General features: G+C 36.4%; 12 protein-coding genes. 6 read left to right on the top strand and 6 right to left on the bottom strand.

The genetic code is table 11. From position 1 onward, the window contains the following. Positions 1-2: 2 nt before the first annotated feature. Positions 3-137, bottom strand: a complete 135-nt coding sequence (locus tag ACJJVU_RS08180) for a hypothetical protein (protein ID WP_262497446.1) — start codon at positions 135-137, stop codon at positions 3-5. A 746-nt stretch (positions 138-883) separates the two neighbouring features. Between ACJJVU_RS08180 and ACJJVU_RS08175 the strand changes: the two genes are divergently transcribed. The 6 genes from ACJJVU_RS08175 to ACJJVU_RS08150 all read left to right on the top strand — a co-directional run bounded on the left by ACJJVU_RS08175 (position 884) and on the right by ACJJVU_RS08150 (position 5,755). Beyond that, positions 884-1,243 (top strand): endonuclease domain-containing protein, encoded by a 360-nt coding sequence (locus tag ACJJVU_RS08175; RefSeq protein WP_405224048.1) that lies wholly within the window; start codon positions 884-886, stop codon positions 1,241-1,243. Next, entirely contained in the window at positions 1,234-1,710 is a 477-nt protein-coding gene (locus tag ACJJVU_RS08170; protein WP_405224046.1) for a hypothetical protein, read from the top strand. The genes ACJJVU_RS08175 and ACJJVU_RS08170 overlap by 10 nt, the downstream gene beginning before the upstream one ends. A 97-nt stretch (positions 1,711-1,807) precedes the next feature. Next, positions 1,808-1,933, top strand: coding sequence for a hypothetical protein (locus ACJJVU_RS08165; RefSeq protein WP_405224044.1), 126 nt, complete (start codon positions 1,808-1,810; stop codon positions 1,931-1,933). Between the two features lie 253 nt (positions 1,934-2,186). Then, positions 2,187-4,208 carry a tetratricopeptide repeat protein gene (locus tag ACJJVU_RS08160; RefSeq protein ID WP_405224042.1) on the top strand — a complete coding sequence of 674 codons (2,022 nt, stop codon included), beginning with the start codon at positions 2,187-2,189 and terminating at the stop codon, positions 4,206-4,208. Between the two features lie 218 nt (positions 4,209-4,426). Further along, positions 4,427-5,251 carry a hypothetical protein gene (locus ACJJVU_RS08155; RefSeq protein ID WP_405224040.1) on the top strand — a complete coding sequence of 275 codons (825 nt, stop codon included), beginning with the start codon at positions 4,427-4,429 and terminating at the stop codon, positions 5,249-5,251. Between the two features lie 12 nt (positions 5,252-5,263). After that, positions 5,264-5,755: a hypothetical protein gene (locus ACJJVU_RS08150; protein ID WP_405224038.1), complete on the top strand. Its 492-nt coding sequence runs from the start codon at positions 5,264-5,266 to the stop codon at positions 5,753-5,755. Between the two features lie 258 nt (positions 5,756-6,013). Here ACJJVU_RS08150 and ACJJVU_RS08145 read toward each other — a convergent pair whose 3' ends face one another. The 5 genes from ACJJVU_RS08145 to ACJJVU_RS08125 all read right to left on the bottom strand — a co-directional run bounded on the left by ACJJVU_RS08145 (position 6,014) and on the right by ACJJVU_RS08125 (position 11,992). After that, complete coding sequence (locus ACJJVU_RS08145; protein WP_405224036.1) at positions 6,014-8,614, bottom strand: DUF6923 family protein; 2,601 nt, start codon at positions 8,612-8,614, stop codon at positions 6,014-6,016. Between the two features lie 129 nt (positions 8,615-8,743). After that, positions 8,744-9,463: a LytR/AlgR family response regulator transcription factor gene (locus ACJJVU_RS08140; protein ID WP_405227487.1), complete on the bottom strand. Its 720-nt coding sequence runs from the start codon at positions 9,461-9,463 to the stop codon at positions 8,744-8,746. A gap of 38 nt (positions 9,464-9,501) precedes the next feature. Continuing rightward, a complete protein-coding gene (locus ACJJVU_RS08135; protein WP_405224034.1) occupies positions 9,502-9,819 on the bottom strand; it encodes an Hpt domain-containing protein in 318 nt (105 codons plus the stop codon). A 1-nt stretch (position 9,820) separates the two neighbouring features. Beyond that, positions 9,821-10,861 carry an ATP-binding protein gene (locus tag ACJJVU_RS08130; RefSeq protein WP_405224032.1) on the bottom strand — a complete coding sequence of 347 codons (1,041 nt, stop codon included), beginning with the start codon at positions 10,859-10,861 and terminating at the stop codon, positions 9,821-9,823. Beyond that, positions 10,862-11,992 (bottom strand): FIST signal transduction protein, encoded by a 1,131-nt coding sequence (locus tag ACJJVU_RS08125; protein ID WP_405224030.1) that lies wholly within the window; start codon positions 11,990-11,992, stop codon positions 10,862-10,864. Position 11,993 lies beyond the last annotated feature (1 nt).

The following is an 11,993-nucleotide window of genomic DNA, read 5'->3' as shown; positions in this document are numbered from 1 at the left end:
GATTAATAAGTCATTAGTTGAATAACTGGCTTATCAACCTTTCTATGCACTACATTTAATGTAGCTCCTGTTGACATCGTTCTTGCGTTGTGCACTATTCTTAATGTGCTCTTGTTGTTTATTACTGTAAGTCCCATAATAGTTTGTTGTTTGATTCTGGTACAAAGATGCAAGCAATTAAGAGGCTTTCGGTTGAAATTTCGATGAGCACATTTTTACTGTAGACGAATGGTAGTATTTCTTCTTTAAAGCATGTTTAGTGGTTGTATCGCTTTCGCGAAAGCTTTACTTGTTACTATATAAGGAGAGGGTTTTTAGATTGTTAGTTTTTTTTCTTACTCAGACGTGAAGCATCGCCTCCCAATCATTGTGGACTTATTACTCGGATGTGAAACATCTCCTCCCGGCCTTTTTGAATTTCTTACTCAGATGTAAAACATCTCCTCCCGACCTCCTCTTCGAAGAGGAGGAGTAAAAAATAGAAAGCCCCTCTTTATACCTGCCTCCGACGACTGAAGTATGAAGGAGAGGAAGGTACATTTGGGGAGATGTTAGCAACAGTAAGAATTTATCAAACCTTAGAATAAATGGAAGGCACATTTGGGGAGATGTTAGCAACGATTTTTTACTCAAACGCAAAAAACATCTCCTCCCAGCCTCCTCTTCGAAGAGGAGGAGTAAAAAAATAGAAAGCCCCTCTTTGAACCTGCCTCCGACGACTGAAGTATGAAGGAGAGGAAGGTACATTTGGGGAGATGTTAGCAACAGTAAGAATTTATCAAACCTTAGAATAAATGGAAGGCACATTTGGGGAGATGTTAGCAACCTAATATATTTAAAATCATCTATGTTATTGATTTACATATATTTACCATAAAAACTAATGCAAAGATTAATTCCATATCGTAGAGACTTAAAAGAGCGAGCTCAGGAACTGAGAAAGAATATGACGCTAGCCGAATTAACTCTTTGGGATAAGATCAGAAGAAAGGCAACCGGTGCAGAATTTCATAGACAAGTGCCGTTATTAGATTACATCGTCGATTTCTATTGTCATGAAATAGGTCTTGCTATTGAGTTAGATGGAAGCATTCACGAATACCAAATCATAGAAGACGGACTTCGTCAAGGTCGTCTAGAGGAGAAAGGTGTGCACTTTTTAAGATTTACAAATGACGAAGTGTTTAAAAATATAGATGCCGTTATTATTGCTATAGAAGATAGAATAGAGGAATGTTTGTAATTGACTTAGTTGTTGTTTTTCTCACTCAAACGCAAAACATCTCCACCCAGCCTCCTCTTCGAAGAGGAGGAGTAAAAAAAATCAAGCCCCTCTTCGAAGAGGGGTTTGGGGAGATGTTCGCAACAGTTGGAATTTATCATAGTCTTAAAAAAAAAGCACAATTGGAAAGATGTTCGCAACGATTTTCTTACTCGAACGCAAAACATCTCTACCCGACCTTTTTGAATTTCTCACTCACACGCAAAATATCTCCTCCCAACCTCCTCTTCGAAGAGGAGGAGCACACAACGATGAAAGCCCCTCTTGGAAGAGGGGTTTGGGGAGATGTTAGCAACAGTTGGAATTTATCAAACCTTAGAAGGAAAGGAAAGCACATTTGGGGAGATGTTCGTAGCGATTTTCTTACTCGAACACAAAAACATCTCCACCCAGCCTCCTCTTCGAAGAGGAGGAGTAAAAAATATTAAGCTTCTCTTGAAAGATGACCAAATAGTGAAGCCCCTCTTCGAAGAGGGGTTTGGGGAGATGTTCGCAACAGTAAGAATTTATCAAACCTTAGAATGAATGAAAGGCACATTTGGGGAGATGTTAGCAACAGTGAGAATTTATCAAACCTTAGAAGGAAAGGAAAGCACATTTGGAGAGATATTAGCAGCAAATACTTCAAGAATGAGAGTAAGCCACATTTGAAAAATGTATACAACTTCTACCTAAAACTCATCTCTATCCTATTTTCACATTTCAATTTACAACGTAACATAAAAGCCTAAAAATTAGATGGTTCTTGGCTAAATATTGAATATTTTTATTACCTATAAACTCAAAACTACCCTTTACCAGATCTTAACCTCCACCAGTCGACGATAAGTGTCGATGAGTTGCAATTATCTTCAGATTGAAATCTTGATACATGACCATAACTTGCAACTGTAAAACAAACGTAATGAGAATAGCAACATTAATTATCGTCTTCCTTTTAAGTGCCACAGCATACGCTCAAGATATGTCTGCAGGTTTCACTTTATTAGAAACTGGAAAATATGAGGAGGCAAAAGCTTTTTTTGGAGAAGTACTAGAAGACTACCCAGATAATAAGACAGCAAGACTTTGTTACGGTCGTGCTTTAGGTCTGAGCGGTGATAGCGTAGAAGCTAGATCATTATTTACAACACTAAAAGCAGATTACCCAACAGATTTTGAAGTTGGCTTAAACTATGCCGAGTCTCTTTTATGGGATAGTGATTTTGGCGCTGCAAAGGACTTTTATGAAACCCTCGTTGCCAAAGACAGCACGAGCTTCTCTGCCCTACTCGGTTATGCAAACACGCTTTCTAACCTTAAGGAATACGACGCTGCTATCACTTATGTAAACAAAGCACTTACGGTACAACCTGGCAATGCAAATGCTGCCGTGTCAAAAAAGTTTATGCGTTTGGGTAAAGCAAACCAACTTACAACTGCTTTTCAATATGATGCGGCTATACAATTGCTTAAAAGTGCTCTTGAGGATATGCCTAACGATGAGCAAATCATAAGTGCTCTTGCAAATACTTATATCGCAAAGAAGGATTATGAGAATGCAAACACGATGTATAACCAACTTTCAGATACCTTAAATTCTCAGGTAGGAAAGTCATTAGTTGCTCACTTACAGAAGGACGACAAGCTTGCTTTATCACTAGCGCAGGAGAGTATCGCTTTCGCGAAAGCGGACACCACAAAAATTATTACCGCAAACGAGCGCTATATCCAGGCACTCATCTGGAACGGAAAATACGCCACGGCAAGAACTGCCATTGCCGATCTAAAAGTGACATTCCCTACAAACCAGCGTGTTACTGCACTCAAAGCTACGCTAGGGATGTATACTGGGACTTTCAAGAAGAGTATCGAGGTGTATAACGGTATCCTCGAGAAGGATAGCGCCTCTTTTGATGGAAACCTAGGAATTGCAAATGCATACCGCGCACAGGGGAATCTGGATGAGGCATACGCTTTCGCGAAAAATACCTTAACCTTCTACCCTAATCAGAAAGATGCTACTGGGTTAATGAAAACTATAGAAAGTAGCCTAGCTCCAGTAATTGAAACAAGAGCTGCCTACACCTCTGATAATGGTGATAACCAAGCATACTCTGCTGGAATGACGGCTACCCTACCATTTACAAGTAGATTTAAAACAGTGTTCTCATATAACTATAGAACTACTGAAAATATGACTACAAATACGATGGCATATAATACAGATGCATCTATAGGTGCTCACTATAGAGTGATTAATAATACGTGGTTAGAAGGAACGCTAGGATTTGTAAAAGCAGACGCAAATGCAAATAACTATACAGATGTAAATGGATCTATTTTTGTAAAATCAAGACCATTGCCACTGCAATATTTAGAGATAGGATACAGCAGAACGTTACAAGATTTTAACGCAGCGTTACTAGACGAGAAGATATTTATGAATAACTACTCCCTTAACTACAATATGGGAACAAACATTAATTTAGGTTGGTATTCTGGTCTTATGCACACGCAGCAAACGGATGGCAACTCTCGTAACTTACTATTTACTTCTTTATACTACAACTTCACAAAAAACCCAACGCTTAAAGGTGGTATCAATTACCAGTATGTAGGTTTTAAGGATCAAGTGCCTACGCTATATTTTAGCCCATCAAAATACCAAGCAGTTGAGTTGTTTTTAGATCTTACGGGACAAGCAGGAAAGTGGAGCTATGCAGCAAACGCAGCTGGAGGTTTACAAGTAGTAGAAGATGATGAGGCTACTACGTTATTTCGCTTAGAAGCTAGACTTCAATATGCAATATCTAACCGTTTTCAAGTAGGTGCTTATGGTAAGTACAGTAACATCGCCTCTGCAACCGCAGCAGGATTTGAGTTTATGGAAGTAGGTTTAAAACTGAGATGGCAAGTGCTTAAGGGTGGTGTTGTGAAGATGTAATCTTTAAGACTACCTTACTACTAGTTTAAAGTATTTAGAAACGCCCTTTTGGGCGTTTTTTTGTTGTTATAATACTCATTCATATTACAAGCATAATGTTTGTTTTGAGAATTATAGAACTACGATATTCATTGTATATTTAGTTTTATAAAACAATTCTTCAAACAATTCTAAAAGCATTAAAGAAGAGGATGTCGAACCTAAAAATAAAATAAGCCGTGCCTTGTAATCCCTTTGAATACCCACAACAGACGGAAATTGAAAAAGAAATAGTTAAGATTCTTTATATTCAAGATGAATTAGTTGGGAAAATAGAAAACTACTCTTTTGGACACCCAAGAACTAGCGATTATGAAATGACAGCACGCACATTATCTAAGTTGACTGTCGAAATATGTTCTCAAATTCAAAATATAGTTGAATTTTATAAATCGTCAGATCGTTTACAGGATTGGTGGATTAATCATAAATTTCAAGATCATAAGAGACTTCAATCAGATTTAAAAAACTCCAATAAACGCATTGAATTTATTAATGAATTAAATAATTATGATAGAGAGACACTAGATATAAAAGAATTGTCATTTTCAATACTTATTAATAGAGTACATTCAACAAATTGGTCATTTGAAATTCTCAAATCAGAGGAGAACATTAATAGGGTAACTTTTATTTACGAACGACATTTTCTGAGAACTTGTAATGTTCTATATGCTCTTAGTAATCTTGATAAGATACACCCTTTATCATTCAACGATTTTGAGATAAAACTTTTATGTTTTGATGAATTATTATTCTTTTTTGACAAAAGATTAAATGTTGATTTAGATCAAATTCTTGATAAAAAGGAGTTCGATATATTAAAAGAAGCTATTACTATTAATAATCTTCACTCAGAATTTCAGAAAACTCACAGAGGTTCAATTGTCTTCAATTCCACACTGGAAGATTTAAAAATTGATCCACTAGAGAAATCATTTTTTCTTAAATTTGATGAAGTAATTAGAAAAATATCTCTTCAATATAATATAGCCTTAAGGTAATTTGAGAAAAAAATGGATTTCGGTAAAGACAAGGACGAATTTTTAAAAAGTATTGCAAAACAAGCTCTCGGAGGGAATACTCCGAAATCTTTACGACAAGCCTCTATTGAATTAAAAGAGAAAGAAGTGCAATGGCTATGTATGTTAGATTATTCAGCAACACACGAGGACATCGAAGATTGTGCCGTAGCTGGAACTGAAATAATTGCGAATTTTTCCTGGGAATATGGAATCAATGAAATTTTAAAAAAAACCAAACCACACGATAAACTCGTTTCATTACAAAACGTTGTTTACCAAAGAATCGAAAAAAACTTTAATGAAAGAGATTCCGACGAGCAAGAATGGATTACCCAGAATAATTATTGCGTAAAATGTAAAAAAGCTGATACTGGATTGAATTATCCAATCGAATATAAGTTTGATGAAAAAATTTACATTGATGGAATTTGCAAAATTTGCGGCACTTCATGTAGTACCGAAATGAAAATAGAAACGGATTAAAAAACTTCATCTCAGAAACTTTATAGCTCATAGATAATTCACTTTAATATAATTGAACAACTGTCTACACTCTTTGAATTTTTATATATCAGTTATATAAAGAACATAGAAACAATATTACGTTAAAGGGAAACTGATCAAATTTATCTTCTAGAATATTGTAAACAGTAGCTATCAACTATCACCCCACCCACAAAAAAAAGCCACCACCGTCCCCGGTGATGGCTAAACATCAATCAAATCAAATCAAAAAACTACTTATCTTTTTATGACAAACTTGCCACTGTGTTGTTGTGAGGTACTATCTATTATTTTATAAGTGTAGATACCTGTTTGTAAATTAGGAGCGTTATAGGCTGCTGTTAGGCCTCCGTTATTTGTTGTTATATCTTGTACATCTACTATGCGTCCTAGCATATCTACTACTGTGATTTGTATTGTTGCACTTGCTTGCGGTAAGCGTATTGTTGTTTGCGATATAAATGGATTAGGGTAATTTATTAAGGCATCTGCTACCACTATATTTTCGTCTGTTGAGAGTACTTCTGAGTTTGCAAATTGTATATCATTAACATCCATTTCCTTTGTAACCATCGTTCCATCATGAGATACCATGGTAAATACTACCGTTACTAGATCATTAAGTAACAACGGTGTTCCCGACGGACTTGTAAAGTTCTCAAATGAGATATCAAAATCTTGATAGTTATCTGTAAGTGCTATTGTAGCTTTATACTGATCTTCCCAGATTTCTATACTTTCCTTTACAAAGGTGATTTCTAAGTTTCCTGTTCCCTTTGCTGTCATTTGTAATGCATTAAACATGCTTACATCTACTGCTTGAAAACGTGCTGTAAGTGCTCTATATGCCGCAACATAACTGTTTGTAGTTGCTGTGAGTGACAGGTTGCGCTCTATAGCATAGGTGTCATCTCCATATGTTTCTTCATTTTCTGAAATCTCATAGGTTACTACATCTGTTCCTTCTTGAGATGCATCTACTCCCCATGGCCCGTCAGATAAGAATAAATCATCTGGAGTATTAATCCCGTCGCCTATTCTAAAGCCTATGTCAAATAAGTATCCAGTATCTATGGTTACTTGTGTGATGTAATTTTCGCCAAGTGAGATGCTAGAGGTTGTTGTTACAATTTCGCTTGTTTCTGTTGCTCTTATTCCTGCGTCAAAAGTCACACTTTCGGTTGCATTTGTATTGATGATTTCTAGTTGTAAAGCTCCGTTGTTATAGTTTCCTTTTTTTACAAATATGGTAGGTGGTGTCGAGGTATTATATGAAGTTACTGGCTTCTGTACTTCTAGAAGATTCAAAACTTGTTGTCCTAGTTTGTGTAAATCATCTATCGAGTTTGCCCATATTTGGAAGTTGTAAAATGTTACATCATCTTCATAGCTATCAAGATTCCAGTGGCTTTCTACAGCAAACTCAGTCTCGTTGTTTACCATTTTCGCCGAAAGGCTTAAAACAAATTCTACACTCCCATCTATATTTTTAATGAGGGACTTAATAAATTGTTGATCATTAATTGCTATGGTAGAGACAGAGATAAGCTCTGCTCCTAATAAACGATCACAGATATACTTAGTGTGCTCATACACGCCATTTTCTGTCTTAAGTGCAAGTATAGATGCGGTTGAGAGCTCTCCTTTTATATAATCTACAGCATATACATCTGTTGCATTTGTGATAGCTACAAGATCTGTAGGTGTAGACTCTACTACATAATCTTCATCAATTTCCTCTAGTGGGATAAGGTCTGCAAGCGTAAAGGCTTGAGCAGTTCTTACGGCATAGGTTTCTTTCTTATCTACTAGTGGCGCAAGGTCTTTATTAAACTCATAACTCTCCTTTGCACGATTAAAATTACGTTTTGCAATGGCGTTAGACAGTCTATTGTTACTTTCTAGTCCTCCTTTATTTCCTGTAGATGCTTCTGGATCAATAGTCGCACACATCCCGTATCCCGAGCATGATGGATCTTCACAATCAATAAGTCCGTCTCCATCGTCATCAATTCCGTTATCACAAATTTCTTGTAAAACTGGTGCTGTAGGGCAACGTGCGCCATCATTACTATTACTTGATGGTCCAAAGGCAAAAAGATTTGAATCTATAACTCCTATTCCATCAAGGTCTTGAACACTTTGTATTACATAGATAGTCCCTGTTTGGTTTGCAGATACATAAAAACGTCCCGATGCATCAAAATATACAGCTCCATAGGTATAGTTGAGTCCTGATAGGATAGGTACGATACCTAAAGGTTGCACCTGTCCATTTTCTGGGTTAATTCTATATAATATGTTTGTTCCTTTTTCTACAGCATACAACTGATTATCTACCGCATTAAATGCCCAGTCGTGTATATTTAAACTTTGTGATAATGATACAGTTGCAGTAAGCTCTGTATATGTTTCTGATGCTGGATCAAGATCTACAGTGTAGTATGTGCTCCCACCAGCTTTAAAGTAATATTGTCCTGTAGCGCTTATGTCACCTACATATTTATTACCAGATGGTAATGCATCAATAGTGATGGTAGTGGTCTCAAAGTTCTTACCTATTTTAACAATAGATTTTGCAGGGCTTGATAAATATCCCCAGATGTAACCATCTGCTGGATTATATGCTGCTGCATTAATGTTTCCTGCTGTAATGTCCTTTGCTGCTAGAAAAGAGTTTCCAGAAGCTAGATCAATTGCATACACATCATTGTATTGAAACAAATAAGCGCTAAAATCACAATTAAAAGGTACATCTTGTGCGCTGGCTGTAAATGAATACAACAAGCAGCTTAGTGCGATTAATTGTCTTGTAAGAGAGTAGAAATTTGCTTTCATATTGCTTCTATTGATGTGATTATAGAAACAAAATTAGGCTGTTTATATCCTGATTTTCAATTTATTCGACCGTAAAGGTCTATTTGTCGTTGAGTGGTAATTTACTGTAGACGAATGGAATTTGTTGTTTTATAGCAAGTTAAGACGCTTCATAAGTTCAGGTCTGTTAGATCGACTTATTGGGATTACATCTCTAGCTATCAGGACGCTATTATCCTCAATATCAACTATTTTCTTAATATTAATAATGTAAGAGCGATGTATTTTTAAGAAAAGACTATCTGGTAGTTTTTCTTCTATTTTCTTAAGTGTAGAGTGTACGGTATAATTTTTTCCTTCTGTTTTTATAAGTACGTAGTCACCTTTTGCTTCTACTAGAAAGATTTTATCAAACTCAATTTTAATAAGACGCCTATCTATATTTACATACATCTCCTTTTCTGAAGCCTCTTCTTGTTTTACTTCTTGAGGTGCTGTAGTTTTTTGAATAACTGGAGATTTAAAGTTCTCTACTTTTTGCATGGCTTTGAGAAATCTAGGCAGCGTTATAGGCTTTACTAGATAATCTACAATACAATCATACTCAAAAGCCTCTATCGCAAAATCACGATCTGAGGTTGTAAGTACAATTTTAGGCGGGTTTTTAAGCGAATCTATAAAGTCAAAACCAGTAAAATCTGGCATGTGTATGTCTAAGAATATGAGGTCAATCTCGTTCTTATTTAAAAACTTGATTGCCTGCATCGCATTAGGAAACTCATCAATTACATTGAGTTCGTCTACCTGGCTACACAAATGCGATACGATAGTACGTGCCGCAGTTTCATCATCTACAATTATACAGTTCAACATTTAGATATTTTGTGATTTAGTATGCAATTTACAGATTATAAATCTTTTATGAAATGGATTACAGCGGTTAGAATGCTATCAAATTCTTCTTTTAAGGTAGACTTTCCCTCCTTAAGCTCATCTTCATAGGCAATGGCGAGTTCATATCCTTTCTCTAATCCTACGATTCCTAATTTGTGCTTTATCTTATGTACGTTTTCGGCCGCTTTCGCGAAAGCGGAATCCTTCATATTACCTTCATACTCGGCAATTTCTTGGGGTAATTCTGCTTGTACTACGCCTATCAGCTTTTTTTCAAAACCTGCGTCTCCTCCTGAAAGTTCTTTGATATAATTGAGATTGGGCTGTTCCATATTATGTAGTTTGAGGTAGTGTAAAATAAAATGTGGTCCCAACGCCTTCTGCACTATCAAGCCAAATCTTACCATCATAAAAATGGACAATTTTCTTAACGATAGATAAGCCTATTCCCGTGCTTTCCGAATCATTTTCTAGCTTTTGAAACACTTGAAAAATCTTATGGAAATATGCTGGATTAATTCCTTTTCCATTATCCTTGATTTCAAATTGGTAACTATCATCCAGATCACGTGCAATTACCTCTATAAGTCCTTGTGGCTTATCTATACTGCTTACGGCATTGCCTATCAAGTTTTGAAATAACTGCTGTATCTTAAAACGGTCTGCAAGAATAGTAGGCATTTTATGCACTTTTATAGTGATATGCTCTGGTAAATGCATGAGATCTACCGTCTCTTTTACAAGTACATTTAAGTCTATTTGTCGCTCTGTGCGAACTTCCTTATCAATAGAAGAGTAATTTAAAATACCCGTAATAAGGGCATCCATTTTTTCTAAATGAGTAACTATAAGGCCTATTTGAGTTTTCCCCTCCTCGCCTATGGCATCTCCATAATCTTCTTTGAGCCAACTTACCAATGCTTCAATACTGCGCAGTGGTGACTTGAGGTCATGAGATACAATGTGTGCATAATCATTGAGCTCTTGGTTTTGTAACGCAAGCTCTTTTACAAGTAATTCTTGATCCCTATTTACTAGGATAAGTTGCTCTGCCTGCTGGCTTATATATTCGGCTAGATTTGTTTCTCCAATATCTATGTCTCCATCTTCTTCACCAAAAGGTTGTACAGCATTTATAACAGACTGTAAACGTATTAATAAACCTTGCTGGCGTTCTGATTCTTCTCTAAGCTGCTTATTTGCCTCAAATAACTCATCTGAGCTTATTTGCATAGCTCGCTGGGTCATCTTGAATTGATCGTCAAGATTATCATACGATGCTGCCACCGCATTAAAAAAGACCTGCATATCATGACGATCTTTAAGATCGTCAGGAAGATATTTACGTATTTGTCTTTTTAACAGTGGATTCATTTACTCGCTTATTAAGGTAATTGTCATGGTCTGGTTGTGCAATTTACAACTGCGTTCTCCGTAAAAAGGGGCAATCTCTCCGTAAGAGTACATCCCACTTATCACAACATCATCACCTATCACACTCATTACCTCCTCAACTTCTTCTTCAATACGTTGATCTAGTACTAATTTACGTCCTATACAGCTTATAAGCAATGCTAATTGTGGTGGATTATTTCTTCCTTCCATCGCTCGTAATGCCGCTGTTTCTGATGCCGAAGCGATGCTATCCATATTAGTCATCATAAGTTGTACCTTAGATTGCTCTGGCACATCTCCCGCTAGAATCATCGCGTTTTTATCTTCATCTATATTTAAGATAGTTCGCACAAATGACTGGTCATTTTCTGCACTTTTTACATTGAGCGGATATATAAGCGCAGAGCCTGGGAGTTCTTTTGCTTTGTCACCTAGATATGTTTTATATAAATCTAATGCTGGTTTACCATCTATCTCATATAAGATATTACCATCAGATTTTGTGATAAGTCTTTCTGGTCCAAAAGGGGTCCAACCACCATAAATTGAAAATGAGGCTTCAAAAGTTGCTCCATAAAAACCAATTACCACAATCTCACCTTCCTTTGGAGCTTCGTTATAAGAAGCAAGTGTCTTTTCAAAACGTGCATCATCTCCACAAAGTCCGCCAGTGATTAAAACATTAGGCAAGGCTTCTTGCATCCCCTTGGTAAGAGCAGATCCATTTACAAAACTACCTTCAGACAATACAAAAACATGCTTAAGACCTTCTGCTGTTAACTTCTTTACGATTTTAGATCCTGCCTTCTCACTGTCATCTCCTACCTCATGAATATTAAATGTTTGAATCTCAAAGGAGGTTTTTTCAAACTCAATGGCAGTTATGGTGATGTGATTATCATTTACAGCTCCAGTTACAATCTCACCACTAGAAGATCCAAAAACTAAATGCCCCGAAGGAAATAAGTCTCTTACTTCCTCGCAAACTCCTTCTTTTTCTAGAAGAAAGCGATTCCCTAGAATAAGCACCAGCGGATTATTAAGCACTATAGATTCACTTAAATAGTTCCATGAACCAGACGAGTCGCGTTGTAGTTGTACTGTTTTCATT

Origin of the sequence: Dokdonia sp. Asnod1-B02 (assembly GCF_045063955.1) — a bacterium.
GTDB lineage: Bacteria > Bacteroidota > Bacteroidia > Flavobacteriales > Flavobacteriaceae > Dokdonia.
Note: the sequence above shows the minus strand (reverse complement) of the source record. Positions and strands in the feature narration are given on the sequence as shown.

Coding starts and splice junctions, on each gene's coding strand:
- ACJJVU_RS08150 (WP_405224038.1), top strand. CDS start 5,264: ATGGATTTCGGTAAAGACAAGGACGAATTTTTAAAAAGTATTGCAAAA.
- ACJJVU_RS08160 (WP_405224042.1), top strand. CDS start 2,187: ATGAGAATAGCAACATTAATTATCGTCTTCCTTTTAAGTGCCACAGCA.
- ACJJVU_RS08130 (WP_405224032.1), bottom strand. CDS start 10,861: ATGAATCCACTGTTAAAAAGACAAATACGTAAATATCTTCCTGACGAT.
- ACJJVU_RS08145 (WP_405224036.1), bottom strand. CDS start 8,614: ATGAAAGCAAATTTCTACTCTCTTACAAGACAATTAATCGCACTAAGC.
- ACJJVU_RS08180 (WP_262497446.1), bottom strand. CDS start 137: ATGGGACTTACAGTAATAAACAACAAGAGCACATTAAGAATAGTGCAC.
- ACJJVU_RS08165 (WP_405224044.1), top strand. CDS start 1,808: ATGAAAGGCACATTTGGGGAGATGTTAGCAACAGTGAGAATTTATCAA.
- ACJJVU_RS08170 (WP_405224046.1), top strand. CDS start 1,234: ATGTTTGTAATTGACTTAGTTGTTGTTTTTCTCACTCAAACGCAAAAC.
- ACJJVU_RS08135 (WP_405224034.1), bottom strand. CDS start 9,819: ATGGAACAGCCCAATCTCAATTATATCAAAGAACTTTCAGGAGGAGAC.
- ACJJVU_RS08175 (WP_405224048.1), top strand. CDS start 884: ATGCAAAGATTAATTCCATATCGTAGAGACTTAAAAGAGCGAGCTCAG.
- ACJJVU_RS08125 (WP_405224030.1), bottom strand. CDS start 11,992: ATGAAAACAGTACAACTACAACGCGACTCGTCTGGTTCATGGAACTAT.